General features: G+C 36.6%; 21 protein-coding genes. 10 read left to right on the top strand and 11 right to left on the bottom strand.

All coding sequences use genetic code 11. From position 1 onward, the window contains the following. Nucleotides 1-16 precede the first annotated feature (16 nt). Nucleotides 17-940 (top strand): ribonucleoside hydrolase RihC, encoded by a 924-nt coding sequence (rihC, locus tag IGL98_RS00335; protein ID WP_206912032.1) that lies wholly within the window; start codon nt 17-19, stop codon nt 938-940. 53 nt (nt 941-993) lie between these two features. Here rihC and IGL98_RS00340 read toward each other — a convergent pair whose 3' ends face one another. The 4 genes from IGL98_RS00340 to IGL98_RS00355 all read right to left on the bottom strand — a co-directional run bounded on the left by IGL98_RS00340 (nt 994) and on the right by IGL98_RS00355 (nt 7,382). Continuing rightward, a complete protein-coding gene (locus IGL98_RS00340) occupies nt 994-2,127 on the bottom strand; it encodes a hypothetical protein (RefSeq protein WP_206912033.1) in 1,134 nt (377 codons plus the stop codon). After that, a complete protein-coding gene (locus IGL98_RS00345) occupies nt 2,120-2,638 on the bottom strand; it encodes an RNA polymerase sigma factor (RefSeq protein WP_206844674.1) in 519 nt (172 codons plus the stop codon). The genes IGL98_RS00340 and IGL98_RS00345 overlap by 8 nt, the downstream gene beginning before the upstream one ends. A 382-nt stretch (nt 2,639-3,020) precedes the next feature. Then, the gene (locus tag IGL98_RS00350; protein WP_242590178.1) at nt 3,021-4,475 is read right to left on the bottom strand and encodes a glucosyltransferase domain-containing protein; all 1,455 of its coding nucleotides are present in this window, start codon (nt 4,473-4,475) and stop codon (nt 3,021-3,023) included. A 270-nt stretch (nt 4,476-4,745) separates the two neighbouring features. Next, a complete protein-coding gene (locus IGL98_RS00355) occupies nt 4,746-7,382 on the bottom strand; it encodes a YfhO family protein (RefSeq protein ID WP_206912034.1) in 2,637 nt (878 codons plus the stop codon). Nucleotides 7,383-7,579: 197 nt separating this feature from the next. Here IGL98_RS00355 and IGL98_RS00360 point away from each other — a divergent pair, with 197 nt between their 5' ends. Further along, on the top strand, nt 7,580-8,596 hold the full coding sequence (locus tag IGL98_RS00360; RefSeq protein WP_206844677.1) for a choloylglycine hydrolase family protein: 1,017 nt from the start codon (nt 7,580-7,582) through the stop codon (nt 8,594-8,596). A 60-nt stretch (nt 8,597-8,656) separates the two neighbouring features. Here the strand turns inward: IGL98_RS00360 and hisJ are convergent, their stop codons facing one another. Then, complete coding sequence (gene hisJ / locus IGL98_RS00365; RefSeq protein WP_206912035.1) at nt 8,657-9,484, bottom strand: histidinol-phosphatase HisJ; 828 nt, start codon at nt 9,482-9,484, stop codon at nt 8,657-8,659. Between the two features lie 266 nt (nt 9,485-9,750). Here hisJ and IGL98_RS00370 point away from each other — a divergent pair, with 266 nt between their 5' ends. Further along, nucleotides 9,751-10,431, top strand: coding sequence for a helix-turn-helix domain-containing protein (locus tag IGL98_RS00370; protein WP_206844687.1), 681 nt, complete (start codon nt 9,751-9,753; stop codon nt 10,429-10,431). Between the two features lie 56 nt (nt 10,432-10,487). Here the strand turns inward: IGL98_RS00370 and IGL98_RS00375 are convergent, their stop codons facing one another. The 6 genes from IGL98_RS00375 to IGL98_RS00400 form a co-directional block, all read right to left on the bottom strand. Further along, nucleotides 10,488-11,735: a glutamate-5-semialdehyde dehydrogenase gene (locus tag IGL98_RS00375; RefSeq protein ID WP_206844700.1), complete on the bottom strand. Its 1,248-nt coding sequence runs from the start codon at nt 11,733-11,735 to the stop codon at nt 10,488-10,490. A gap of 22 nt (nt 11,736-11,757) precedes the next feature. Continuing rightward, the gene (gene proB, locus IGL98_RS00380) at nt 11,758-12,552 is read right to left on the bottom strand and encodes a glutamate 5-kinase (RefSeq protein WP_206912036.1); all 795 of its coding nucleotides are present in this window, start codon (nt 12,550-12,552) and stop codon (nt 11,758-11,760) included. Between the two features lie 99 nt (nt 12,553-12,651). Continuing rightward, entirely contained in the window at nt 12,652-13,896 is a 1,245-nt protein-coding gene (locus IGL98_RS00385; protein ID WP_206912037.1) for a DUF1015 domain-containing protein, read from the bottom strand. Then, a complete protein-coding gene (locus IGL98_RS00390) occupies nt 13,896-15,083 on the bottom strand; it encodes a phosphoglycerate dehydrogenase (protein WP_206912038.1) in 1,188 nt (395 codons plus the stop codon). The genes IGL98_RS00385 and IGL98_RS00390 overlap by 1 nt, the downstream gene beginning before the upstream one ends. Continuing rightward, a complete protein-coding gene (serC, locus tag IGL98_RS00395) occupies nt 15,084-16,175 on the bottom strand; it encodes a 3-phosphoserine/phosphohydroxythreonine transaminase (protein WP_206844712.1) in 1,092 nt (363 codons plus the stop codon). It abuts the gene before it with no gap. A 259-nt stretch (nt 16,176-16,434) separates the two neighbouring features. Beyond that, complete coding sequence (locus tag IGL98_RS00400) at nt 16,435-17,130, bottom strand: SIS domain-containing protein (protein WP_206912039.1); 696 nt, start codon at nt 17,128-17,130, stop codon at nt 16,435-16,437. 42 nt (nt 17,131-17,172) lie between these two features. Here IGL98_RS00400 and IGL98_RS00405 point away from each other — a divergent pair, with 42 nt between their 5' ends. From IGL98_RS00405 to ispD, 7 genes are all read left to right on the top strand, one after another. Continuing rightward, nucleotides 17,173-17,790 (top strand): hypothetical protein, encoded by a 618-nt coding sequence (locus tag IGL98_RS00405; RefSeq protein WP_206844718.1) that lies wholly within the window; start codon nt 17,173-17,175, stop codon nt 17,788-17,790. Nucleotides 17,791-17,803: 13 nt separating this feature from the next. Further along, a complete protein-coding gene (locus IGL98_RS00410) occupies nt 17,804-19,120 on the top strand; it encodes a PTS sugar transporter subunit IIC (RefSeq protein WP_206912040.1) in 1,317 nt (438 codons plus the stop codon). A gap of 152 nt (nt 19,121-19,272) precedes the next feature. Continuing rightward, nucleotides 19,273-20,640 carry a hypothetical protein gene (locus tag IGL98_RS00415; protein ID WP_206912041.1) on the top strand — a complete coding sequence of 456 codons (1,368 nt, stop codon included), beginning with the start codon at nt 19,273-19,275 and terminating at the stop codon, nt 20,638-20,640. Nucleotides 20,641-20,751: 111 nt separating this feature from the next. After that, complete coding sequence (locus tag IGL98_RS00420; RefSeq protein ID WP_086314904.1) at nt 20,752-21,231, top strand: dUTP diphosphatase; 480 nt, start codon at nt 20,752-20,754, stop codon at nt 21,229-21,231. A gap of 103 nt (nt 21,232-21,334) precedes the next feature. Then, nucleotides 21,335-22,705, top strand: a complete 1,371-nt coding sequence (gene radA / locus IGL98_RS00425) for a DNA repair protein RadA (protein ID WP_010761995.1) — start codon at nt 21,335-21,337, stop codon at nt 22,703-22,705. A gap of 90 nt (nt 22,706-22,795) precedes the next feature. After that, nucleotides 22,796-23,938, top strand: coding sequence for a PIN/TRAM domain-containing protein (locus IGL98_RS00430; protein ID WP_206844722.1), 1,143 nt, complete (start codon nt 22,796-22,798; stop codon nt 23,936-23,938). Then, nucleotides 23,925-24,650: a 2-C-methyl-D-erythritol 4-phosphate cytidylyltransferase gene (gene ispD / locus IGL98_RS00435; protein ID WP_206844725.1), complete on the top strand. Its 726-nt coding sequence runs from the start codon at nt 23,925-23,927 to the stop codon at nt 24,648-24,650. The genes IGL98_RS00430 and ispD overlap by 14 nt, the downstream gene beginning before the upstream one ends. Nucleotide 24,651: the final 1 nt, after the last annotated feature.

Consider the following 24,651-nt stretch of genomic DNA (forward strand, 5'->3'; position numbering starts at 1 on the left):
AGGAAGGAATAGTAAAGTGAAGAAACCAAGAAAAATCATCATCGATACAGATCCAGGAATCGATGACGCTGTTGCAATTGCTGCTGCATTATTTGATGAAAGGTTGAACATCATGCTGTTTACGACAGTTGCAGGCAATGTTAGTGTAGATAAAGTTACAAAAAATCTACTGAAGCTGTTAGCTTTTTGGAACAAAAGAATACCTGTTGCAATTGGTTCTGACCGTCCGTTGTTGCGTAAAGCAATCAATGCAAGTGACATTCACGGAAGCACAGGGATGGATGGCTATGAATTTCCAGAATCTAAGTATGAATTACTAACAAAAAACCATGCCGTGATTGAGATGTACAAGGTCCTGATGGATTCTAAAGAAAAAACGACGATTGTCGGGATCGGTCCATTGACGAATATTGCACTTTTACTAAGAATCTATCCAGAATGTGTAGAAAGAATCGAAGAGCTTGTGCTTATGGGTGGTTCTTTGGGGAGAGGAAACGCGGGTGTGCTGTCAGAATTCAATATTGCTGCAGATCCAGAAGCAGCGAAGATTGTTTTTGAAAGTAATATTTCACTGACGATGGTCGGATTGGATGTTGGGGAGAAAGCTTTGGTCTTGCCTAAAGAGCGTGAGCAAGTTCAGAAAATGAATAAAACTGGAGACATGATCGATCATTTGTTTAGACAATATCGAGGTGGTAGTTTAGAGACTGGGTTAAAGATGTATGATGGTTGTGCGATTGCTTATTTGTTAGAGCCTGAAATGTTTGAAGTGAAAGAGGCTTATGTTGGGATTGAAACGCAAGGCATGTTGACGGCAGGGGCTACTTTGGTTGATTTGGCTGGGTATTTGGGTAAAACAGCTAATTGTCGAGTTTGTGTGGATATTGATGAGGAACAGTTTAGACAGTGGTTTTTAGAAGCGATTAAGAAGTGTGATTGATAATTGTAAAAGAGTGAAGAACAGAATGGTCTTTGGTTCTGTTCTTCACTCTTTTATTTAGAGGACTTTGATTCTTTATTTTGTAGTTCGAAAAAGCCAACTTCCTTGATCGCTTCACCAGAAAAATTATCCACATCGTTTACTTGGATTTTATATACGGATGTTGTATCTAACGAGCTTAGACTAATCGATAATTCGATCTCTCCAGTTTCTAAGTTAGATATTTGTGTAAATAGTTGATTTTCAACTTCTATACCATCTTTATATAAAGTAATTCGTGGGGTACAAGGTTTTTCTGGAGTACTAAATTCTTTGAGAGGAGCAATAAATCGAATAGTTGTTTGTAAAGCATCGCTGGTTGCTTTGATATCTGTGATATTATTTACGTTACTGATTTGTGTATCAGCAGTTTGAGTCAATGGTTTGTAATCAATGTCAAAACGCCAGTCACCTTCATATTCTAAAGCATTATCTACACCGAAAGGACTCCCTGTATTAGACGCTTCGATAAATGCTTGATCAAGTTCTTCAGCATCTTGCCAAGATAGTTTATAAATGTGAAGGGTCAATTTAGCGTCCTCAGGTATTTTTTCTCGATTAAAAGTTGCTACGACAGAACCATAAAAAATATCTCCTTCTATGCGAAAAGTAGATTGAGATGAAACCCCGCCGAATATATCTTCATCACTATCATCAACAAAAAGGCCGAGGTCAATATGTTGAGCGTCTGTCGCATTTTTAGTGAATACCCGATCAGGAGAGCTTTGTTTTTCCAATAACTCTTTTAGTTTTTCATCATCTAACTTAAATTGATAATCAAAGGCAAATTTTTTCTTTGTTGATACAAATTTAGTCAATGTGATCTCTCGTCCATTTTGTGTACTAGTTAAATTGAGTTCGCTTTGTATACCTTTTTTTTCTATCATCGCAACACCTGAATCTTGGCTAATTCCTAAAGCATTTTTGATTGCTGTATTTATTTGTGGGTTGATCATGGCAATTAAAATTACTGCCGCAGCCGTTGTAAAAGTAATAATTATTTGTTTCTTGTATCTCATTTTGAATTTCTTTTTTTCTTGCTTAATAGGATTATTTAAAATTTTCTTGCGATTCTGAACTAATTTTTCCATTACTTCTTTTGGGATTTCCTTTTCTTGTATGATGTTCTCATTCTTTTTTTTATCCATTCTCTTCTCCTTCCAAAAATAGTTTCAATTTCATTCTGCCTCGTGCAAGCCTTGTTTTAACAGTGTTTTTAGATAGATTTAGTTGTTCAGCAATTTCATTTATGTTAAAACCTGCATAATAATGTAAAATGATAGGGATTTTATATCTATCTGGTAGTTTATTAAATTCTTCTTCTAAGTTAAATCTTTTGTAGCTGTTCTCTTTTGTGCTCATGTAACTTTCTTCAAATTCAACTGTTTCAACTCTTTTTTTCAAGATGTCCTTAGCGATATTGATCATAATTCTAAAAATCCAAGAATTAAACGCTGCTTCATTTTTAATGTTAGGTATTTTTTGCCATGCGCGAATTTCAGTTTCTTGCAGACAATCGGCTACATCTTCATTATTTAAAAGTAATTTATAAGCAGAATTGTATAGCACGACTTGATAGGCTTCACAAAGTTTTATAAACGATTGTGCGTCGCCATTTTTCGCTTTTTTCACCAAACTTATTTGTTCCCTCTTTTCCATACACTTCTCCTTCCCAGTTATAGCTATTAGACTCTAATTTTAACAAAAAGGTTTCATCGAAATTCTTTTTTTCAAACCACTCAATTAATCATTTAAAATCTTTGTCATAGCAGTTATTCAGATATGAGAGCTAAGAAAATCAAAATATGACGTAAGTAATTTCCTACGGTATAGTATACTTGCTAACGAATAAAATTATTCAATACAAACACGAAGACACCCTGCTGCGAACAGGGTGTCTTTTTTCACCAGTTGTACTTACTGGCGCGTTGTTATCAGCAATTGCTTCAATCTTCGTCTTGATCGAATAACCAATGATCAAAAAGTGATCTCACAATATCTGCCAAGTGAGATGTGATGATAAACGAAAAGTTCGTATAATTTACTTCACAATAATATAAAAATCTTGATCTTTTTTATAAACATCATAGTAGTAATCAGATATCGCTAGTTCATGGTTATCTTGCTTGAAATCTTCTAAGTTAAAAGGCTGGATATCGAAATTCATACCGGAATATGTTTTGAACAAGACTTGATTTGGCCAGAAAAATGCGGTATTCGTTGGTACTAAATCTTTTAGAATTGGATAATTTTTAGCAGTATTTTCAAATACAGGAGACTCTTTGAAAAGCATAGTAGAGTAGACTTTTGCCTTATCTGAATGGACTAAATTTTTTAAGTCTGATGCCAGTACAAGACTTTGACGTTCAAATGCGCCTAGTTGGTAAAATAGTGACGAGGCGTAAATAAAGGGAAACGAAAGTAAATAAAAGCAAAACAGATAAACGAATCCATGTATTGTTATTCTTAGAGCAGGCTGTTGCTGCATCCGATTCAAAAGTAAAATAAGCGTTATGACAACAAAAACACTAAATCCGTAAGCGTATCTTGGCGCAGCTAAGGCTAGTTTTTCTGGGAAGATCAAGAAAACACCATAGCTTAAAATTGAGCCTAAAACCAAATAAACGAGAGAAAAAAAGAGGTTTTTAACAAGATTCGTTTTAGTTGTGGTGACATGAACGAAAATAAATAATATCAACAAAATTAAAAATAGCCAAATCCAGACCCGAGTACTTTGTTCCATGATTCTGTGTAAATACATTTTACTATTGATAACAATAACTGCAGGAATATCTTTTAAGGAAGCTATTGCAACATTACCACCGCGGCTTGTTAGTTCAGGATTAAGTTTGGTTTCAAATACATAAACTAGCATAGCAACGATATAGGCAAGTGTTGAAAGTGATATCTGTTTAAGGATAGTTAACCATTTTTCATTTGCCAAAATTTTTTTGAATGACAATGCTAATACCAAAAGAATATATAATCCAGACGATGCTTGGTAGGTATTACACATCAGAAAAATACCAATAAAAGATGCTGCAAAAAAGTAGTGTTTCTTGCTTTCCCACCAAAGAAACGGGACGACAGAGAATAGAATACTGAATGCCATAAAAGGAGCATCAAATCTGAAACTTATATTTTGAAGGAACCAAGGATTTAAACCAATAATTGTGGATACAATCATCGGAGCAAACTCTAATTTTTTATCATTTAAAGTGTAAACAACGATACTGCTGGAAGTAGTTAAAATAATTGCTGTTATGATCGAGGAAGCTAATCCTAGATCTGTTAGATGTCTACTCCCTTGTATCACCCAAGCTAAAATCTCGCTTCCCCAACGTGAATACCCTTCTGCAAATTTTGAATAACCCCATAATTGTCGACCAACATCATCTAGATAAGGAAAATTCACTATCCCTATCGCTAAGTTGGCTAATAGATAGATCAGAAAAATCAAGCTAATGCTATATTTATTTTGTTTTATAGTAGACAATTTGTCTAGTCCCCCTTTCTTAATACTTCTTGAATAATAGCATTTTATATCTTAGAAAAAAAGGTATGGATTAAAATTTACCTAATAAATTGCATTTAGTCGAACGATAAGGATAAAATACCTACACGTATTAAAAAGACAAGGAGTGCATCTAATAACAATAAAAAGAAAACCAAGAAGAACATTATAAATTAGGAAAAACTAGAAAAGAAGCCTATATAACAAAAAATGAAGGAGCTTTATAACAAAGCTCCTTCATAAAATATTGATTTAACGTTTTTTACGTTTGCGTTTATTCGGTTTCACTAAAGCCAGTTTAGGTTTATTGGTCACTCTAACATACACCATAAACCCACCAATACAAACAATAAATAGAATCACGCCCGGCACAAACCCTTCCGGCAGATAAACAAATTCAATCGTATGTTCACCTTGCGTTACTGGAATACTCACAAAGGCCTTTTTAAACGATTTGATTTGTACTTTTTTCCCATCTACATAGGCTTTCCAACCCTTATCATAAGGAATCGTTGTTAAAAGTACTTGATCTTTCTCTGCATTCACAGTTCCAACCGCTTTCCGTCCTTTAGCTGTTAAATCAGCGCCTTTATCTTGAATCGTCTTAATGGAACTTTCGAAGGCTTTGGTATCTAAGCCAACAACTTTTGGCTCCATAAAGCTGACCGCTGTTGTGCCATAGAAGCTGACAGTAAAGGTAACGCTAGTTGGTTTATCATAGTAACCAATATTATAATATTGACCTGTGATATTGATTTGTGATTTTTGACTCGTCCCATTTACAGACATTGTGGCAGTAGAACTTTCAAGCTGACCAAAATCTGTCGGGAACAAGCTAAGATACGCTTGCGTATTTGCAGGTACATCAACTGTCCAAGTGATATCTTTTGCGATGTTGTTTTGGATTTCCTTATAGGTTACCGAACTTGCATTTTGTTCGATTTTGACATTCTTTTTATTAATGATCGTTGGTTGATAAAATTTGAAGTAATTTTCTTTTTGCCCAGATAATGCATTGAATAATTCGGTTTGACTGCTTAAATTATCATTGGCCGGTTGTTTGACTTTATAGATATCATCGTCTGCTAAAAAGCCTAAAGGCAAAGCATTACTATTTTCGTATAGTGAAAATTTACCCGCTTTATCTTTTGGGAAAAAACCGAACTTCAATGGATCACTTTCTGAAATATTGTATTTGATTCCAACGAATGAATCCATTAACAGCGTATTATTTGGATAACGAATATTCAAGCCAGTTCCTCTAGAACGGAAACCTAAGTCATTTAAATAAGAAGAGGAATGACGATTTCTGATAGAAGAAAACAAACTGACACCGCTATAACCATAATTGATACTATCATTAGAAGAAACAGGATTTAGGTTTTCTAAACGATAAAATTCATCATTCTCTTTTTTTGTTTTATCCACTAGTTTTTTGATCGATGGATAAGGTTCAGAATAAAGACTACGTGAAGCGTAATTCCAATCTTTTAGAATCCCTTTCACCATTGCGTTTGTATTGATGAACGCTTCTGCTGAAACAAGTAATACTAACAAGATAATCAGATAATGCATAGGTATTTTCTTCAATTGATAAAAAACGATCCCAGCAAGGTACAGTAGCAAAAATAAAACGGTCAAAACGAATGCTGTAATCGGGATATAGTCATAACTTGTTGCACTTTTCGTTCCTTCAGCTAAAGCAAATATCGCAATCAGCATAATCGTAGAACCAGCTAACAAGCCCAAATCATCCGTTTTGAATTTTTCAAACCCATACCCTGCCAATAGAACAACTAAGAAAGAAAATAAGAAACTGTAGCGAAACAAGAACATGTTTGGCGCATGCATACCATGCCAAAATAAATTCAATGGTGTGATATAAAAACTAGCAATCAAAAGAACGAATAAGCTGCCAAAGAGTAGTTTGTTCTTCCGTGGTATGTCTTTTGTTACAAAATAAAAGATACAGAAAATCAATGGAAGCAGACCTACATAGATAAACGGAATCGAGCCATATTTTGTTGTATCGTAGACGCCAATCATATTTTTCATGACAATATCCCAAAAAGCTGTCGCTTCGGTTTTAAACTGAGTTACTTGAGATAAAGTCTCACCATTTGCCCGTAAATCTAGGACAGCTGGCAATACCAAGATCATCGAAGCGCCACCTGCTAAAAGAGAGGTGATTCCGTAAGGTAGAATACGCTGTTTATAAACTTTCCAGTTCGTCAACATTCGGGCGATAAAGTATAGGAAAGAGAAGACACCGATCATAAAGCCCATGTAAAAATTCGAGATAAATAATAGTAGGTAACTAACAAATAACAGCGTTGGTTTTCGTTCATCCATCAGACGATGAATTCCTAGAATAACGAGTGGTAGATAAGTAAACGCGTCTAACCACATAATAATTTCGGAATGAGCTGTAGCAAATGACATCAAAGCATACGGAACACTAAGCATGACATGTCCCCATTTTGGTATCTTGTAGGTATTTTTAGCAAACACCCAAAAAGCTAAACCAGCTGAACAGATTTTCAGTAACGTGATCAAATACAGCGCATCAGGAATATTTTGGTTTTTAAAAAAGATAACGAGTGGTGTAAATAGTCCACCAAGGTAATAGGAAATTAGTGAAAGATAATTTAAACCAAGGGACGCATTCCACGTGTAAAAAATACTTTGTTTACCGTGCAGTACGTTATTGAAACTGGCATGGAAATTGGAAAATTGTGAAAAGGAATCACTTGCCATCACACTCCGGCTACTTCCAGGATAAATGCCGATACTTAAATAAATAATGACCATCACAAAAAAGGGAATGAAAAAACTAGCGGTCATATAAGGCCAGTTTTCTTTAATAAATGCTTGTATTTTTTTCTTCATAATCAACCTCGCAACGTAATAAATAGAATATATATAGTTTAGCATATCCATTGGAAAATTGATTGCCAGAAAGAGAAAAATTAAAGAAAATCGAAAGGTTTATAAACGAATAAATTAGAAAAATAGTCTAATTAGCTGTTCTTATAATAATTAGCGTATAATAAGAAACATAATACTATCTTTTTAGAAAGTAAGGGATGACAGTGTGTACAGGAATTAGCTTAAAATCATTAGAAGGAAATCATTACTTAGGAAGAACCCAAGAATACAATATTGATTTTGATTATGCGGGTGTACAAATTCCTAAAAAAATCGAAATTACTGAAAGTATCGAAAAGTGGCAAACAATTTATTCTGTATTAGGGATAGGAATCAAGGAAAGCCAGCAAAAAGTCGCTCAGAGCGTGATTGATGGCGTCAATGAATGTGGACTTGGTGGGATTACGCAATATTTTGCGGAATTTAATCACTATTCGAGTGTTGAAGAAATAAAAAAAGCTGGTAAATTACCTCTGATAGCGGAACAATTTGTCTTTTGGGTGTTAGCGAATTGTAAGAATACACAAGAAATTGAAGAAAAGATTTTAGATGTAGCGATTGCAGATCTTTCTGTTAAAGGTAAAGCACAAGGTTTACCGCAGCATTTTATGTTTACAGATGCTACTGGCCGTACGATCGTTGTAGAACCTTCAATAAAATTAGGATTTGTTGTATATGAAAATCCAGTTGGTGTGATGACTAACAGTCCTAAGTTTGACTGGCATCTGACGAATTTAGAAAACTATACAGGATTATCTGATGAAAATGCAAAAGATGCGTTATTCCACGATCATAAAATTTTATCAGCAGGCAAGGGTTCTGGCATGCATGGTATTCCTGGAGATTACACAGCGACTTCGCGTTTTGTTCGAGCAGCGTATTTGTTGAAATTTAGTGATCCTGTTGGGGAAAAAGACATTATCAATAAAGCTTTCCATATTTTATCCACATCTGATATTGTCAAAGGCGTAGTCAAATTAGACGAACCCAAAGGGGAAGATCGTCAATACACACAATATACTTCTATTTACGATTTAAGTAAGAGACAGATGTATATTAAAATGTATGATAATTTTACGATTCAAACGATCCATTTTGATGAAATAGCAGGAAATGAGGATCAGATCAAAATCTATGAGTTAGTAAAAACACCGCAATATGAAGACTTAAATTAAAAAAAAGCACAAAAAATACTAAGATCTGTGAGCTAATTCCTCAACAAATCTTAGTATTTTTTATAGCCAATTCTCGATTTTTTCATATCCTTGTCCCACATCAGCCAATGAATGAGTATCTGATCCGTAAATCAATGGAATCCCCAATTCAGTAGCTTTTTTACTTATCCACACCTGTGGATAAGTCTGTTGATAACCTTGTTTATAAAATCCAGCAGTGTTTAAATCTAAGCTGTATTTTTCCTGCTGCACACGTGTTAAAAGGGTGTGGACAAGTGCGATATTTTCAGAAGGATAATCAATCGATTCATCAAAGAAACGTTCAAATTTTTGGCATAAAGAAATATGTCCTAAGCGTGTAGGTTTAAAAGGGCCTAAATCAGCTTCTAAAGAGGCTAAAACCTTTTGATAGTAACGTTTTTGGGCTTTTTCAAAACTACCTAAACCATCAACTACACCGGTCTTATATTCTTCAAAAGAGTAGTCGATTCCACGTAATCCATCTTTCCCATTAAGAAAATGTACTGATAAAATCCCGTCATCGGTTTGTGGTCCGTATTCAGCTAAAAAATCACAGGTCCATCCTTCAAATTCTGAAAAATAATCTAGCTCAAATCCAACGTAAATAATAATGTCAGAAGCGTACTTTTTTCGCAGATCATTCATCTTTTTAAAATAGTTATCCACATCATTCAAGGACATCGATGCAGTTGTCCACACATTTGGATCTCCAGCTGCAAGTTCCTCTATACCTGTAGGTAAAGGTGCGTGCTCTGTGATGCTGTATTCTTTAAAGCCGAGACTGATTGCGCGTTTGATCAGTAATTCAGTATCTTCGATTTTTCCATGTGGACAAAATTCTGTGTGGGTGTGACCGTCACGTTTCATGAAACTCCCCCTCTTGTGTGTATAAGTTGTTCATTTATTTATAAACAGTGTAGCAAAAGGAGATTTAATTGTATATTTTTATTTTTTTCCAAAGTAAAAACAGCGATGTTTGAGCTGAACGTTTTTGGTATAATAAATCAATATAGAAACGTTTATTTATAGGTATTCTACAAACTATAGAGCTCCTTATATTCCTCATTCTACAGATACAAGGTAGCATAGGAATCGTTCTCATTTTATATTGTAATTAGAAAGGAGTTTAATTAATGGAATTAAGAAATCAATTGAAAAAATACCGAATTAAGCATGAATGGACTCAAAAAGAATTAGCAGAAAAAGTCAATGTTTCAGATAAAACAATTTCTAGCTGGGAAACAGGGCGTACATATCCTGATGTTGCAATGTTGATTACGCTCAGTGAATTATTTGATATTACGTTGGATGAATTTATGAGAGGAGATGCTAAAATGATAAAAAGGATCGATGCTGATTTAAAATTAAAAAAAGTTTATCGATATGCATTGATAGCGACTATAACTATTTTTTTAGGAACAATCATTTTTTTGAATACGTATCAATATAAGAATCAGTGGATAGACAGATTCAACCCCTTTATGGAAATGAAAATAGGCTATGCTACATTACCGACTAACGTTACTTATAATGGGGGAAAAGAGTATGAAGAAAGTAGTAAAGAGCTGCAAATTCCAGATCCATACAAGGATATTTGGGTTATAGATGATCCATTTGGTGAAGGAACTAGATTAGATTTTAAGGGAGGACAATCTCCAGAAGGGAAAAATTATGCTTTAGTGCAACACAAAGGATTATATGTACGGCGCATATCCTTTGTTTCTTGGGATTCAATTCCAGGAATGTACAGAGACATAATGCATAAAGAATATGAAGAAGCACCGAGTGTGGAGGATGAGCCAACTCACCATTAATAAAAGGAATGACCAATACAATTCTATATAGAATTGTATTGGTCATTTATTAATATTTACTTCCGATACTGTCCATCACCATAAACAATATATTTCGTAGAAGTAAGTTCATCTAATCCCATCGGTCCACGTGCATGTAACTTTTGCGTACTGATCCCAATCTCAGCACCAAAGCCAAAAACAAAACCATCCGTAAAGCGTGTAGATGCATTAGCATAAACTGCTGCTGCGTCAACTTGTTTTAAAAATTGTTGTGTAGCAAAATAATTATCACTAATGATACTTTCTGAATGCTTAGTGTTGTAGCGATTGATATGCTGAATAGCTTCTTCTAAAGAATCCACAACTTTAACGGCTAAAATAAAGTCGTTAAACTCTGTTTCCCAATCTTCTTCAGTGGCTGGGATCGATTGTTCAAAAATAGCTAGCGCTCGTTCATCAGCTCGTAATTCCACATTATATTCATTCAGTGCTTTTTCGATAACAGGTAGGAAATCCGCTGCTACCTCTTGATGGATCAATAATGTTTCTGCTGAATTACAGACAGAAGGGCGTTGGCATTTTGCATTAACGATGATATTGGTTGCCATCTCTAATTGAGCGTCTTTGTCGATATACACATGACAATTGCCGGTTCCCGTTTCAATCACTGGAACAGTTGCAGTTGTTAAGACTGTTTTGATCAAGTTAGCGCCGCCACGAGGGATCAAAACATCTAAATAGTCATTTAATTTCATCAATTTTTGCGCTGTTTCCCGAGAAGTGTCATCAACAAATTGGATCGCAAAAGGAGAAGCGCCCTTTTGTTCTAACGCTTGTTGTAAAACAGTTACCAAGACTTGATTTGAATGAAAAGCTTCTTTACCGCCACGTAAAATCACAGAATTCCCTGTTTTAAAACAAAGACTTGCCGCATCTGTCGTCACATTTGGACGAGATTCATAGATGATACCGATCACACCGAGTGGCACACGTTGTTTGCCGATCATCAAGCCATCTTCATTTTTCCACATTTTATCGACTTCACCGATTGGATCAGGTAAAGTTGCAACTTGTCGGATACCATCCGCCATGTCTTTAATCCGTTCATCAGTTAAACGTAAGCGATCTAGCATTGTTTCAGTAATGCCATTTTCTGTGGCTGTAGCTAAATCTTTTTGATTTTCGAGTAAGATTTTAGCAGTATTTTTTTCTAGTTCATCCGCCATATGCAGTAACAGATCATTTTTTGTTTTTGTGTCCATCAAACCTAGTTGATAAGCTGTTTCTTTCGCTTGTTTGCCTAATTGTGCTAAATCAGTCATGAAAGGTTCCTCCTTTTTCGAACTAAATAAATAACGTACCAATCATTTCACCATTTAAAATATCAAAAATAATCTTAGGTTGCTGCCCGTTTGCTAAAATCATAGCACCATTATGTGCTAGTACACGTTCTGCGGCTTTCAATTTACTGTACATACCGCCCGTTCCAAAGCGACTGCCCTTGCCGCCAGCTAATTGTAAAAGATTGTCGTTGATCTCATTGATTTCAGAGAAAAGGGTGGCGTCTTTATTGGTATTCGGATTATCAGAGAAAAATCCATCAATATCGGATAACATGATCAACGCATCTGCTTGGATCAGTTGGGTTACGATTGCCGATAATTGATCATTGTCACCAAATTTTGTCAGATGATCTAATTCATCGATTGCCACAGTATCATTTTCATTGATAACAGGAATGATGCCCATTTGCAGAAGTTGTTCTATTGTGTTGGTTACGTTTTTGCGACTCTCAGGATATTCGATCACGTCTCTGGTCAATAATAATTGGGCGATTTGCTGGCTGTAAGTCAAAAAGCGTTGATTGTAAATGTTCATCAACTCCGCTTGTCCCACTGCCGCTACTGCTTGTTGTTCTGGAATGGTCGGGGGTCGTTTATCCATGTTTAACTTATTTAAACCTACACCGATCGCACCAGATGATACTAAGATGATCTCTTTATCTTGGTTACGCAAATCGGATAAGGTAAAGGCCAATTGGTCAATGGCGCTTAAATTGATATTTCCATTGGGGTAAATCAACGTACTTGTCCCAACTTTGATGACGATTCGTTTTGCTTCTTTTAATTGTTTTCGCATGGTTGACCTCGTTTCTTTCCAGGTGTTTATTTGCAAGAAAGCTTGGACAAAAATTTGGCTTTTGTCCAAGCTTAGATTTTATTCTTCTATTTTACAGCTTTATGTGTTATTTGTCTCTAAATCATGAACAAATAATCCACTTAACAATTTAGGCTCAAACCAAGTTGATTTTGGCGGCATGATTTTACCCGCATCCGCAACATTTAATAAATCATCCATCGTCGTTGGATAAATAGCAAAAGCTGCTGACCATTGTCCGCTATCCACTAGTTGCTCTAATTCTTTCATTCCACGAATGCCGCCAACAAAATCGATCCGTTTATCTGTCCGCACATCTTGAATATCGAAAATGGCTGCTAATACATGATTTTGCAGTAAAGAAACATCCAAACGATCAACTGGATCGTCAGATAGAATTGCCTCTTTAGCAGTTAGTGCATACCACTGACCATCCAAATATATACCAAAAGTGTTCGGTTGGGTAGGTTTTCCTGTGTTTGTTTTTGTGACCGTGAAACTCTTTTCCAAACAATCGAAGAAATCAGCTTCGATTGGAACATTCACAACACGATTATAATCTAAAATTTCCAATTCTTCTTTAGGAAAAATCACAGATAAAAAGTAGTTGAATTCTGCTGTTTCAGTAGCGTCAGGATGAGCAGCTTTTTTCTTTTGTCCAACTTTGACCGCTGATTCTGTCCGGTGATGGCCGTCTGCAATATATAAAGCGGGTACATCTTGAGCAAAAGTCGTAACGAGTTGTTCGATCACTTCTGGTTTATCTACAAGCCAAACACGGTGAGTGACTTCATGAAAACTCGTGAAATCATAGACGGGATCGTGAGTTTTTTTCCAGTCGTCCGTTAACGTTTGGATCTGTTTGTTTTTTCGGTAAGTTAGAAAAATCGGGCTAGTATTCGCATCGCACGCTTTAATATGGCGAATGCGATCGACTTCTTTTTCTGGACGGGTAAATTCATGTTTTTTGATTTTACCTTCCGTGTAATCAGAGATTGAGGTACAGGTTACAAGACCAGTTTGAGCTCGTCCGTTCATCGTTAATTCGTAAAGGTATAAAAGCGGTTGGTCATCTTGGAGCAGCCATTGTTTTTGTAAAAATGTTTGTAAATTATTAGCCGCTTTTTCGTAAACTTGATCATCATAAGGCGAAAGTGTTTCAGGTAAATCTATTTCAGCTTTGTCGATATGCAGGTAAGAATAAGGGTTGTTGTCACCAAGTTCGCGCGCCTCATCGGAACTTAAAACATCATAAGGCAATGTAGCAATTTTTTCACTGAACTCAGCGGCTGGTCGAATGCTTTTAAATGGGTGAATCTTAACCATTAGTAGCTCACCACCTCAGTATTTTTGATTGTCCTCACACGGATGATATTTTCGGCTGCTTGGATTTTTTCCGCTGCGGCATTGATTTTTGCTTCGTCTGTTTCTGCAATATCAACGATCGTATAGGCGTAATCCTCACGACTACGGTTAATCATCGTATCGATATTGATATCTAAATTCGCAATACCAGTTGAGATTTGACCTAACATATTTGGTACATTTCTGTGTATGATCGTGAAACGGAATGGTGAGTTGAAGGCCATTTCCACAGTTGGGAAATTAACAGAACGTTTTATATTCCCAGTTTCTAAGAATTTTTTTAAGGTACGAGCAGCCATTTTGGCACAATTGATTTCTGCTTCCTCTGTTGATGCACCTAAATGAGGAAGAACTAAGATTTTTTCATTGTGTAGGAGGCGTTCATCGGCAAAATCAGTAACAAAATTGCTGATTTCACCTTGTGCTAGAGCTTCGACCACGGCTTCTGTTTCGACTAACTCACCGCGAGCAAAGTTCAGTAAAACAGCATTCTTTTTCATTTGCGCCAGTTGTTCTTTTCCCATCAAATGATGGGTATTTTCAGATAAAGGAACATGAACGGTAATGAAATCGCATGTTTTTAATACTTCTTCCATGCTTTGCGCACGTTTGACACGACGTGAAATACTCCAAGCGGTATCAACAGAGACAAAAGGATCAAATCCTGTGACTTCCATCCCTAAACGATAAGCATCGTTGGCAACCATTGCACCGATCGCACCAAGACCGATCACGCCCAACTTTTTACCTTCTAATTCAGTCCCAGCAAATTGTTTTTTCTGCGCTTCGGCCTGTTCTTCAGTGTCTGTTCCGGTCAGAGTTTGTACCCAGTTAGAGCCTTTTAAAATCGGACGGACAGATAAAAGTAGACAAGCAATGACTAATTCTTTTACAGCGTTCGCATTTGCGCCTGGTGTATTGAATACAACGATACCCTCTTCAGTGCATTTTTTGACTGGAACATTATTCGTTCCAGCTCCAGCACGAGCAACAGCTAAAACAGAAGCAGGAAAGTCATAATCATGGAGTTTTTCACTACGTAAGATGATACCGGCGGGTGTCTCAGTTTTATTGATCGTAAAATTTTCTTCATTAAAACGAGCTAAACCAACTGGTGCAATTGCATTGAATGTTTTAATATCATACATCTATTTTGCTCCTCCATTTTCTGCTTCAAATTTTTTCATTAAATCAACTAAAGCTACAACACCAGCTTTTGGGAATGCGTTGTACAAACTTGCACGCATACCACCTACAGAACGGTGCCCTTTTAAGTTTTGGAATCCTGCTGTCAAGGCTTCTTGATTGAACTTTTTATCTAGATCATCGCTTCCAGTAATAAAAGGAATATTGTTGATCGAACGGTCTTTTGGATTTACTGGTGAAGAAAATAGGTCAGATGAGTCGATCTCATCATATAAAATAGCTGCTTTTTCTTTATTTTGTTTTTCCATTTGACTAACGCCGCCTTGTTCTTTGATCCATTCAAAGACAAGTTTTGCCATATAAATGCTGTATGTCGGCGGTGTGTTGTACATTGAGCCGTTTTTCGCTTGGATATCATAATCTAGCATGGCGCTAAGAACATCCGCTTGACCGATTAAATCATCACGAACGATGACAACCGTTAGTCCTGCTGGGCCAATGTTTTTTTGTGCTCCTGCGTAAATCAATCCAAAATCGGCTACATTATAATCGATCGATAGAATATTTGATGACATATCAGCTACAATCGGTACGTCACCTGTATCAGGTAAATCATAAATAGTTGTACCTTCTATCGTATTATTGGTCGTAATGTGAACATAGGCCGCATCTTGAGGAATATCTTCTTTACGGATTTCGGGAATATAAGTGAAATTCTTGTCTTCGCTTGAAGCAATTACTTCAACATCAATATTACCAAGTTTCTTCGCTTCACTGATGGCTTTTTTTGCCCAAGACCCAGTGTTGACGTATAAGGCTGTTTTATTTTGCGCCAAATTCAATGGAACCATGGTAAATTGCATACTAGCGCCACCTTGCAAAAAGAGCACTTTATAGTTATCAGGAATATTCATCAATTCTCTGAGTAACGTTTCGGCATTTTCAATGATCGTTTCAAAAAGGGAGGACCGGTGACTCAACTCCATCACGGACATGCCGCTGTTCTCGTAATTCACCAATTCGGATTGAGCTTTTTCCAATACACTTTTAGGTAAAACGGCGGGACCAGCTGAAAAATTGTAAACAGTTTTCATACATTTATCTCTCCTTTGATATGATCATTCATCTACTATCGTATAGTAAATGTGAAAATCATTATAACAGAAAGGCTAGATTAAAAAAAGATTAAAAGTAAGTTTCGTAAAATTTTTCACAGTGTTTTTCAGCTTTGTATATTTAAAGAAAACATGTTTATAAATCGGTAAACATGTTCATATCTTCCTGAAAGCGCTTCTTATACCAGTTGTTTTCTACTATAATACGTCATGAAGAGACATCGGCTGAATCGTTCTTCTACTGTAGATTTTGAAGTGTGTAACTCATTAATAATTCAAATTGGATTAGAACCGTACCAAAAAATAGTTGGGGATAAAAATCTTGATGGGAGCTTGGAGAGTAAGTATTTGTACTAATAGAAAGCGTAGAAAGTTTGCTAATGGCAGAATGATCACTGCCGACAAAGCAAATACTTTCCAACTCATTCGTTTGAGCGATTTCTGCTAGTTCAAACATCCTACCAGTATTACCGGAATTACTGATGAAAATCAGTAATACGTCATCCTTGTGACTTTCTCTTAAAAATTCCAGATGACTATTAGAAGTAGCTCTAAATCCGTAAAGATTCAGGTATTCAGAAAAGTAATTCGCTAAATTTTGCGAAAATCCAGATCCTAAGATCATAATATTTTTATCTTGATATTTTTTCAAAAGTGTCAAAAAATTATCGCCGTAAGCTTTAATTACATCATGTTTTTCTAGACGTTCTTGGTTGAGATTGAATTCACTGATGTAAAAAACGAGTTCACTGTATCCTGTGAAATTCATTTTTTTCGCCATATTGATGATCGTTGCGGTTGAAACAAAGCTTTGTTTAGCAATTTCTCGGATACCTAAATTTTTTAATTCCAGACGATGGTCGGTCATATACCGTAAAATTTGGATTTCTGTTTTATTCAATTGGTATTTTTCAGCAAGACTATCAATATTCACTTGAATCACCCTTAAAATCAATTTAGTTAGGAGTATTATAACATGACAGAACAAGAATATATCAATGATCCATGGGCAAGAGTTAAAACTAGAAATAATTTAAATGGTGATGAGGTTGTTTCTGCTTTACAAAAGTCTATTCGTCGCGGGAATGAGCGTGCAGCCTGTGATTTTGCTTATGAAATGTATATCACGTCTCCACAGTTTGAAGAAAAATTATGGCGCAGATTACTAGCAATTTCGGTAGAAGATATTGGGATGGGCAACGATCAAGCTGCGATCATGGTCAATAATTTAAATCAAATGCGTAAAGAATTTCAATACAACGAATCTGATCGTGCGATGTTCTTTTTCCACGCAATCCGCTATTTATGCCAATCTGAAAAAGACCGTTCATCTGATTTATTAAAAAATATCGTGATCAAAAGTTTTGCAATGGGGCATGTACCGGAAATTCCAGATATCGCTTTGGATAAACATACAACGAGAGGCAAAGAAATGGGCCGTGATTCAAAGCATTTCTTAAATGAAGCAAGTATTGTTATCCCACAGGCAGAAGTAACTAATAACTATAAAGAAGAATATGCAAAAATCATTGACCGTTATGACCCGAATGAAGTCGTTGAATCGGCTTTTGAATTTAATTCTTGGCAAGTCTAAGGAGGATCATCTGATGAATAAATCAGCACGTGATAAAGGATCTGTTGTAAATCGATTAAATGATATTTTAAGCCCGTTTGCAAATAAAATTGGCAATCAGCGGCATCTTAAAGCTGTTTCTACTGGAATGATGTTTGGGTTGCCGTTTATTGTGATTGGTTCTTTTTTCTTGATATTTGCCAATCCACCCATCAATATAGATCAGTATGATCCAGCTCAAGCAGGGATATTTATGAAATTTTTAGCGGCGTGGAAAGAATTTGCTGTTGCTAATTATGATGTGATTACGGCGCCATATAATCTGACGATGGGGATCATTGGTTTGATCAGTGTTTTTGGCATCGCCTATTCACTATCAAATGAGTATAAACTAAATGCTGCTATGAATGGGATGGTCAGCATGGTGACCTATTTGCTTGTGTGTACGCCGGTTAAGGATGGTACGATTTCTCTAGCTTATTTAGGAACGAACGGGCTATTTGTGGCAATTATTTTAGGACTGCTAGTCGTTGAGGTCAGCCGTTTCTTCGAAGTGAAAAATATTAAGATTTCACTGCCGGATACCGTGCCACCGATGGTTGTGACGTTCATTAATACGTTGATTCCTTTGTTGACGAATATTGTTTTATTTTATGGATTGAACTTGGTGTTTCTAGGTTTGATCGATCAATCGTTTCCTGATGCAGTTATGTCAGTGCTAACGCCGGCTGTGAATATCGCTGGGAGTTTAGGTGGCTTGTTATTGATCGTGACATTGGGAAACGTTCTTTGGTTGTTCGGCATTAATGGTTCATCGATCATTTTTCCAATCGTCTTTACATTAGGTGTAGCTCAGACTGGTTTGAATGCGGAACAAGCCGCCAATGGGGAAGTAATGACGCATTTGATGAATTTGCAAATGTTTCGGATTTCTGTTTTGGGCGGTGCTGGGAATACCTTAGGTTTAGTTATTTTGATGATGTTCAGTAAAGTACCGCAATATCGAACGATTGGAAAATTATCGTTTGTACCCGGAATTTGTTCTATCAATGAGCCAGTTATTTTCGGATTACCAATTGTTTTTAATCCGATTTTAGGGATTCCGTTTTTGATCATGCCGGTTATTTCACTGTTTCTAACCTACTTTGCGCAAAAAATCGGGATGATTTCACTAGGATTTATTGTTGATCCGTCTTTCACACCGTTTTTTGCTCAAGCATATTTGGCGACGATGGACTGGCGTAATATTGTTTTCTACATTTTCTTAGTGGTTTTGAGTATCTTTGTTTACTATCCGTTCTTTAAAGTTTTGGAGAAAAATCAAAAAAAATTAGTGGATGAAGTGTTGTAGGAATTTGAAGAAAAAGTTATTTTTTTAATAAAAAAGGACGTCTATTGCATAATTTATGTTATAGGCGTTTTTTAGTTGAGTGGAGGATTTTACTTTTCTTGTGAACGTGGTAGACTACCTACATAACAAACCGTTTCAAAGGAGATCAATCAATGTCTAAATTAAAAGAATTAGCCCGCAATTGTCTGCAAGTTGCGCCGTTTATTTTATCTAATACAATTATTTTTATCCCTTACTTTTTGTTTTTGAACCTAAGCGATGGTGCGACTTTAGAGAGAGTTTTACCTTTCGTACTTTTTTATACGTTTCGAATGACTGGGATATTCTTGTTAAAAAGTTTCAAATTAGCGTTAACGAGTTTTAATGTGCTGATTATTTCTATTTTGATTGGAGGCGCAGGCTGTTTGGTTGGGATGCTAGGACAATTCTACTTTCCAGCGTATCTATTTTCGGCTGTTTTAATAGGACTTAGCGCATCGTGGCTTCCTGCGGCCAATACCACAGTCAATTATCATGAAAAACAGCAAGGCTATTCCGCTTTGACAGGTAGAAAATATCTGTTTATCCTATTGATATTAGGTGGGGTGATCGCCTCTTTGATGCTGACGAAGGAGTTGCGAATTCCTTTGGTTTTAGGAGAGTATACCTTGTTGTATATAGCGGCCTATCATACGGTCACTCATTATCCTGATTATGAAATTGATTTTAATGAAGTCGACAAACAGGTAATATCGATCAAAGAGTTCTTTTTATTTTTGTTTTTCTTTGTCCTGTTGTTATTTATTCGTTCGGCTCGACTGTTGTTTGATCCGCAGCTTTTGGATGTTGGAATTATTGGCTTTTCTGTGTTGTTTGTGATCACTGCTTGGTATTTGAATCGCCAAAGGAAAATGTGGAAGCTTCCTTTATGGTTGAATTTGCTAACGTTTGCTAATGGGATGTGTATGAACTTTCTACTGCTTTTTGGCACATTTTATGTTTCGCTACGTTTAGGAATAGACCGTCTTACTGCAAATTTATATGTTCCGTATATTATAGGAATTATTGGATCAGCAGTTGTTATTAAATTTTTATATCGACTGTTTCCTAAAGTGGATGTTAGAATCGTTCATCTTGGGGGATTCATCTTCTCGTTATTCTTGTTATTGTTTCGCCCACTTTTTCCGATTGGGATTTTTCTGCTAAGTTGTTTTATTAGTGCTACTGGCAATTTCTTGAATCAAAAGTATTATCAAGAAGAGAATTTGCCGCAAGATACTCGAATCATTACCAAGTTTAGTACCCAAACAAAAGGCAGTGTGACGCATCAGTTGTTATTGATGAGTATTTTGTGGTTGTTAGCTAAACAAGCACAGTTACCAGTCAAAACAGTATTGCAAATCACGGCACATCGAACCCATAATCCAGTGGCTCTTCAATTGGTGGAGCATGTTCATATAATTAGTATCATTGGATTGATGTTATTTTATTCTTTTATTTTTTACGAAGTAGTAAAACATGAACAAAATGAGTCTAAATGATGTTGAAACATTAAAAAAACACAAGAGAATATTAAAGATACTGTAAAAGTAAGCTGGGAATCAGCGTAGTATGTTAAAATAAAAATAGTTTACAAGTAGAGGAGATTTTTGATGAAACAACGAGGATTTGAAATTATTACTGATTATAAAGACCAAGGGATTGCAATCCCTGAACGTGCCACAAAAGGCGCTGCAGGGTATGACTTTGAAGCAGCAGAAACCGTTGTTGTACCAAGTATTTGGCAATTACAAGCACAAGGTATAGCGCCAAAACCCGTTTTGGTAAAAACAGGAATCAAAGCATATATGGCTGAAAATGAGTATTTAGAATTAGTGAGTCGTTCATCAAACCCATTGAAACGTTTTTTAATGTTAGCAAATGGCGTGGGTGTGATCGATCGTGATTATTATAATAACGAAGGCAATGAAGGCCATATCATGTTTCAATTTTTGAATTTTGGGTATGAAGAAATGGTTATCGAAAAAGGCGAACGAATCGGACAAGGTATCTTTAAGCCGTTTCTTTTAGCAGATGTTGATGATGTGGAAACTGAACGCACAGGCGGTTTTGGATCTTCAGGTAAAAACTAAGTTAAATTCATTGGAAAATTGCGTATTTTACAGTGGGAAGTCTTAGTCTAAGTGGCTGATACTATGGTAAAATAAAGAATACATCAAAACGAGGGGATAGCATATGGCAAAAAAAGCAAAAGTTCAATTTGAGTGTCAAACGTGCGGGTATATTTCCCCTAAATATTTAGGACGCTGTCCGAACTGTGGGCAGTGGAACACAATGACCGAAGAAATCATTCAAGATACGACAGATCGTCGTGCTAGAGTTAGTTTAACGGGTAAAAAGACACAGCCTCAGCGCTTAGCTGAAGTGGTTCCTAAGAAAGAGCCGAGAGTTAAAACAAAGTTGGTAGAGCTGAACCGTGTGTTAGGCGGCGGTGTTGTTCCTGGATCACTGGTTTTGATTGGTGGGGATCCCGGAATCGGTAAATCGACGTTGCTATTACAGGTGTCACAACAACTTGCAGAAATCGGCGGCAAAGTACTTTATGTTTCTGGAGAAGAAAGTGCGGAACAAATCAAAATGCGTGCCGAGCGTTTAAGTTCGATCGATACGGAATTTTATTTGTACGCAGAAACGGATATGAACGAAATAAGCCGTGCAATCGAAAAGTTAGAGCCCGATTATGTGATCATTGATTCCATTCAAACGATGACCCAACCAGATGTTACCAGCGTGGCTGGCAGCGTTAGTCAGGTACGAGAGACGACAGCCGAACTGTTAAAAATCGCTAAAACCAATGGTATTGCGATTTTCATTGTAGGTCATGTGACCAAAGAAGGTTCGATTGCAGGACCACGTATGCTAGAACATATGGTAGATACTGTTTTGTATTTTGAAGGAGACAAGCATCATACCTTCAGAATCTTGAGAGCAGTGAAAAACCGTTTTGGCTCGACTAACGAGATCGGGATTTTTGAAATGAGAGAGCATGGGCTGGAAGAAGTCGCGAATCCTTCTCAAGTGTTTTTAGAAGAACGATTGGCTGATGCTACAGGTTCAGCGATTGTGGTCGCAATGGAAGGGACACGCCCCATTTTGGTTGAGGTTCAGGCTTTGGTCACTCCGACGATGTTCGGAAATGCCAAGCGGACGACGACTGGATTGGATTTTAACCGGGTTTCCTTGATCATGGCAGTTTTAGAGAAACGTGCTGGCTTGTTACTACAAAATCAAGATGCTTATCTAAAGGCTGCTGGTGGTGTGAAAATCAACGAACCAGCTATCGATTTGGCAGTAGCGGTAAGTATCGCTTCCAGCTATAAAGAAAATGGTACGAAGCCAACAGAATGTTTTATTGGTGAAATTGGTCTGACAGGTGAGATTCGTCGTGTGAATAGTATTGAACAACGAGTACGAGAAGCACAAAAGCTAGGCTTTACTAAAATTTATTTACCAAAAAACAATTTAGGCGGCTGGACCCCTCCAGAGGGAATCGAGATTGTCGGTGTTGCGACAATCGGAGAAACACTAAGAAAAGTATTCAAATAGAGTGAGAGTAAGAGGTCGACACAAGATTTTAGGAGCGATCTCTTCCTTTCAATCTTTAAATTAAGTATAACTATATTGGAGGATGAATCTATGCAGAAACGTGTTATCACACTGCTAATGGTCGTCGCAGGCGCAAGCTTAGGTATCTCATTATTACCGATGGCTTGGGACATGGCGAAACAGGCAGATAATACATGGCTGAACAATAACTTTACTAACAGTTTGATTGGTGCACTTATTTTCTTTATTTTATCGTTAGGGTTAGCAAAGTCTATTGTTTCAGTTGTGAAAAAAGTAGAAGCAGCATTAAACGAAATGAGTTTGACTTATCTATTATTCGGGAGTATTGGTGCAATTCTTGGTCTAGTCATTGGTGTGATCATTTCGATTCCAATGTATAACTTGAATATCCCGTTTGTTAATAGTGTTTTACCGATTCTAGTCATGATCATTTTTGGCTACCTTGGGTTTCGTATGGGTACGACTCGAATTGATGAATGGCGTAAAATTTTTACTCCTAAGCAGAAAAAGGTTCAAACTGAAGGTGAAGGAGAAGTTTTAGATCGTAGAGTAGAAGATCATTTTCATAAGTACAAAATTTTAGATACAAGTGTGATCATCGACGGTAGAATCTATGATATTGCTAAAACCGGTTTTTTAGAAGGAGTTATTTTGATTCCTAACTTTGTGTTGTATGAGCTGCAATATATTGCTGATTCTGGTGATAGCTTAAAACGTGTTCGTGGACGTCGTGGTTTGGATATTTTGAATGCATTGCAAAAAGAAGATGGAATTTCGGTTGAAATGTATGAAGGTGACTTTGAAGATATTTCAGAAGTCGACAGTAAACTGATCAAGTTAGCAAAACTATTGGATGGTGTGGTTGTAACAAATGATTACAACTTAAATAAAGTCTCTGAGTTCCAAAATGTTCCTGTTTTGAATATCAATGCTTTAGCAAATGCTGTAAAACCTGTTGTGATTCCAGGTGAAACGATGAATGTGATGGTTGTAAAAGCCGGAACAGAACGTCAGCAAGGTGTGGCTTACTTAGATGATGGCACAATGGTTGTAGTTGAAGATGGACAGCATTACATGAACGAACATATTCAAGTTGTTGTAACAAGTGCATTACAGACGGCAGCTGGCCGGATGATTTTTGCTAAACCAGCTCACTCAGGTCGTGGGATCGACGACAGTAAAGAAGAACATAAAGCCAATGGGAAAAGCTGAAAATAGAAACAAAGCACTGGATTATGAAGTCATATTATTGGCTGCTGGACAAGGTAAGAGAATGGGCGCCAGCCGAAATAAGATTTTATTGCATTTAATCGGCAAACCAGTTATTTCTTATTCATTAAATACATTTTTAAATGATCCTGCGTGTAAACACATCGTTTTGGTCACGCAAGAAGATGAACAAGATTTATTAGCGGCAATGGTCAAAAAGGAAACAAAGAAAAAAAAATGTCCAATTACAATCGTATCTGGTGGTTGTGAACGGCAATACAGTGTTTATAATGGCTTAAAAGCGTTGCTGAATCAAAAGAATATCGTAATGGTTCATGATGGCGCAAGACCATTTGTTAACTTGACACAATTGAAATTATTGCACCAAAAGGTACAAGGAACGAGAGCGGCTATTTTAGGTGTTCCAGTCAAAGATACCATCAAACGAGTGATTGAGGGTATCGTACAAGAGACAGTTCCACGTGAAACATTATGGCAAATTCAAACGCCGCAAGCTTTTTACGGGGAGGATTTACTAGCTGTTCATGTCCGTGCCCAACAAGAAGGTTATTTAGGAACAGACGATGCATCACTCATTGAAAAATACAGTAATTTACCTGTCTCAATGGTATTGGGAAGTTATGAAAATATCAAATTGACTACACCAGAAGATATGCTGATCGGTGAAGCGATTGTGAAACGAAAAAGAAGCTAGG

This window comes from Enterococcus sp. DIV0840 (assembly GCF_050527835.1).
In the GTDB taxonomy this organism is placed as follows: Bacteria; Bacillota; Bacilli; order Lactobacillales; family Enterococcaceae; genus Enterococcus_L; species Enterococcus_L ureasiticus.

What these genes read in the sequence shown, in the direction of transcription:
- IGL98_RS00385 (WP_206912037.1), bottom strand. Translation starts at nt 13,896, where the DNA reads ATGGTTAAGATTCACCCATTTAAAAGCATTCGACCAGCCGCTGAGTTC.
- radA (WP_010761995.1), top strand. Translation starts at nt 21,335, where the DNA reads ATGGCAAAAAAAGCAAAAGTTCAATTTGAGTGTCAAACGTGCGGGTAT.
- IGL98_RS00410 (WP_206912040.1), top strand. Translation starts at nt 17,804, where the DNA reads ATGAATAAATCAGCACGTGATAAAGGATCTGTTGTAAATCGATTAAAT.
- IGL98_RS00375 (WP_206844700.1), bottom strand. Translation starts at nt 11,735, where the DNA reads ATGACTGATTTAGCACAATTAGGCAAACAAGCGAAAGAAACAGCTTAT.
- IGL98_RS00430 (WP_206844722.1), top strand. Translation starts at nt 22,796, where the DNA reads ATGCAGAAACGTGTTATCACACTGCTAATGGTCGTCGCAGGCGCAAGC.
- hisJ (WP_206912035.1), bottom strand. Translation starts at nt 9,484, where the DNA reads ATGAAACGTGACGGTCACACCCACACAGAATTTTGTCCACATGGAAAA.
- IGL98_RS00345 (WP_206844674.1), bottom strand. Translation starts at nt 2,638, where the DNA reads ATGGAAAAGAGGGAACAAATAAGTTTGGTGAAAAAAGCGAAAAATGGC.
- IGL98_RS00420 (WP_086314904.1), top strand. Translation starts at nt 20,752, where the DNA reads ATGAAACAACGAGGATTTGAAATTATTACTGATTATAAAGACCAAGGG.
- IGL98_RS00370 (WP_206844687.1), top strand. Translation starts at nt 9,751, where the DNA reads ATGGAATTAAGAAATCAATTGAAAAAATACCGAATTAAGCATGAATGG.
- IGL98_RS00415 (WP_206912041.1), top strand. Translation starts at nt 19,273, where the DNA reads ATGTCTAAATTAAAAGAATTAGCCCGCAATTGTCTGCAAGTTGCGCCG.
- IGL98_RS00355 (WP_206912034.1), bottom strand. Translation starts at nt 7,382, where the DNA reads ATGAAGAAAAAAATACAAGCATTTATTAAAGAAAACTGGCCTTATATG.
- IGL98_RS00360 (WP_206844677.1), top strand. Translation starts at nt 7,580, where the DNA reads ATGACAGTGTGTACAGGAATTAGCTTAAAATCATTAGAAGGAAATCAT.
- proB (WP_206912036.1), bottom strand. Translation starts at nt 12,552, where the DNA reads ATGCGAAAACAATTAAAAGAAGCAAAACGAATCGTCATCAAAGTTGGG.
- IGL98_RS00405 (WP_206844718.1), top strand. Translation starts at nt 17,173, where the DNA reads ATGACAGAACAAGAATATATCAATGATCCATGGGCAAGAGTTAAAACT.
- ispD (WP_206844725.1), top strand. Translation starts at nt 23,925, where the DNA reads ATGGGAAAAGCTGAAAATAGAAACAAAGCACTGGATTATGAAGTCATA.
- serC (WP_206844712.1), bottom strand. Translation starts at nt 16,175, where the DNA reads ATGAAAACTGTTTACAATTTTTCAGCTGGTCCCGCCGTTTTACCTAAA.
- IGL98_RS00390 (WP_206912038.1), bottom strand. Translation starts at nt 15,083, where the DNA reads ATGTATGATATTAAAACATTCAATGCAATTGCACCAGTTGGTTTAGCT.
- IGL98_RS00340 (WP_206912033.1), bottom strand. Translation starts at nt 2,127, where the DNA reads ATGGATAAAAAAAAGAATGAGAACATCATACAAGAAAAGGAAATCCCA.